Source organism: Scytonema sp. PCC 10023 (assembly GCF_963920835.1).
In the GTDB taxonomy this organism is placed as follows: Bacteria; Cyanobacteriota; Cyanobacteriia; order Cyanobacteriales; family Nostocaceae; genus Kalymmatonema.
The window spans coordinates 1-203 of sequence record NZ_CAWUDP010000442.1 but is presented as its reverse complement, the minus strand read 5'-3'; the positions used below and the strand labels follow the sequence as shown (position 1 = coordinate 203).

Genomic DNA, 203 nt, shown 5'->3' with positions numbered 1-203 from the left:
GCCCAGTGAGAGTTTTGATTTCTTTGCCCGTGCTGGTGTCCCACAGTTTCACCGTCTTGTCAGCACTAGCTGAAGCCAGAATCTTGCCATCCGGGCTGAAGCTGACGCCCCAAACCTCCTTTGTATGCCCAGTGAGAGTTTTGATTGGTTTGCCCGTGCTGGTGTCCCACAGTTTCACCGTGTTGTCAAGACTTCCTGAAGCC

1 protein-coding gene is annotated in these 203 nt (G+C 53.2%); it reads right to left on the bottom strand.

Annotation, left to right across the window (positions count from 1 at the left end):
* Positions 1–203, bottom strand: a 203-nt coding sequence (locus ACM0OZ_RS49515; RefSeq protein WP_414590267.1) for a WD40 repeat domain-containing protein, incomplete at both ends; no start/stop codon positions are given.